This is a genomic window from Nocardia sp. NPDC058519 (assembly GCF_042719755.1).
Lineage (GTDB): Bacteria > Actinomycetota > Actinomycetes > Mycobacteriales > Mycobacteriaceae > Nocardia.
This window is the reverse complement of record NZ_JBHXNK010000072.1, coordinates 1-1,424: the sequence shown is the minus strand read 5'-3', so window position 1 is coordinate 1,424 and position 1,424 is coordinate 1. Positions and strand designations below refer to the sequence as shown.

Below are 1,424 nucleotides of genomic sequence, written 5' to 3'. Positions count from 1 at the left end.
GGTCAAGTCCAAATGCGTGGTGTAACGGGATGATCCCCGCGTGACCGCAGTTGGTCAGGCGGTCAAAGCTTCAACCGAGTCTCCTTCCTGCCCGTCAGAGGGTTCACCGAGCCCGCGGGAGCGGGCCAAAACATCGAGGCCGAGGTAGCGGCGTCCTTCGATCCACTCGTCGTGTTGCTCGGCCAACACCGCCCCGACCAGGCGGATGATCGCAGTCCGGTCGGGGAAGATCCCGACCACGTCGGTGCGGCGGCGGATCTCTTTGTTCAACCGTTCTTGGGGGTTGTTCGACCAGATCTGGCGCCAGATCTGTTTCGGGAACGCGGTAAACGCCAGCAAGTCCGCGCGAGCAGTATCAAGGTGAGCGGCCACTTTCGGCAGCTTCTCGGTCAACGCATCGAGCATCCGATCATATTGCGCGGCAACCGATTCCGGATCAGCCTGGTCGAACACCGAATGCAACAAGGTCCGAACCCAGGGCCACGACGATTTCGGGGTCACCGACATCAAGTTCACGGTGTAGTGGGTGCGGCACCGTTGCCAGGACGCGCCGGGCAACGTCGCCCCGATCGCGGCGACCAGGCCCGCGTGAGCATCCGAGGTCACCAACTCGACACCAGCCAATCCCCGAGCAACCAGGTCGCGGAAGAACGCCAACCAGCCGGCGCCGTCCTCGCCGGAGGTGACTTGCAAGCCCAGGATTTCCCGGAATCCATCGGCGTTGACGCCGGTCGCGACCAGGGCGTGGACGTTGACCACGCGCCCGTTCTCGCGGACTTTCAACACCAACGCGTCCGCGGCGACGAACGCGTAAGGGCCTTGATCGAGGGGTCGGGTGCGGAATGCTTCGACTTGGGCATCGAGGTCGGCGGCCATGATCGAGACTTGGGACTTGGAAAGCTGTGTCACGCCCAAGGATTCGACGAGTTTCTCCATCCGGCGAGTAGAGACTCCGAGCAGGTAGCAGGTCGCGACCACGCTGGTCAGGGCCCGCTCGGCGCGTTTGCGTCGTTCGAGCAGCCAGTCGGGGAAATAGGTCCCCGACCGCAGTTTGGGGATCGCGACGTCCATGGTCCCGACTCGGGTATCGAAATCGCGGTGGCGGTATCCGTTTCGGGAGTTGACGCGGTCGTCGCTGCGTTGGCCGTAGTCGGCACCACACATCGTGTCGGCCTCGGCGTTCATGATCGTGTGGACGAAGCTGGACAGCAATTCTCGCAGCAGATCAGGACTGGCCGCGGCGAGTTGGGCATCGAAGGGCTTGTTCGGGTCGATACGCTGGACAGAGGTCATCGCGTGATTTCTCCTTCAAGTGACTTTGGCGGTCTCTTCAAGGGTCACGCGGTGACCTCCCTATTTCCGGCTACGACACGCTCGGACCTGGTCCGATGGTCGGGCCGTACACCACGCTATTGGACGCAACC

At 62.9% G+C, this 1,424-nt stretch carries 1 protein-coding gene; it reads right to left on the bottom strand.

Annotation, left to right across the window (positions count from 1 at the left end):
* Positions 1-54 precede the first annotated feature (54 nt).
* Positions 55-1,293, bottom strand: a complete 1,239-nt coding sequence (locus tag ACFWPK_RS34535) for an IS256 family transposase (protein WP_378923072.1) — start codon at positions 1,291-1,293, stop codon at positions 55-57.
* Positions 1,294-1,424 lie beyond the last annotated feature (131 nt).

What these genes read in the sequence shown, in the direction of transcription:
- ACFWPK_RS34535 (WP_378923072.1), bottom strand. Translation starts at nt 1,293, where the DNA reads ATGACCTCTGTCCAGCGTATCGACCCGAACAAGCCCTTCGATGCCCAA.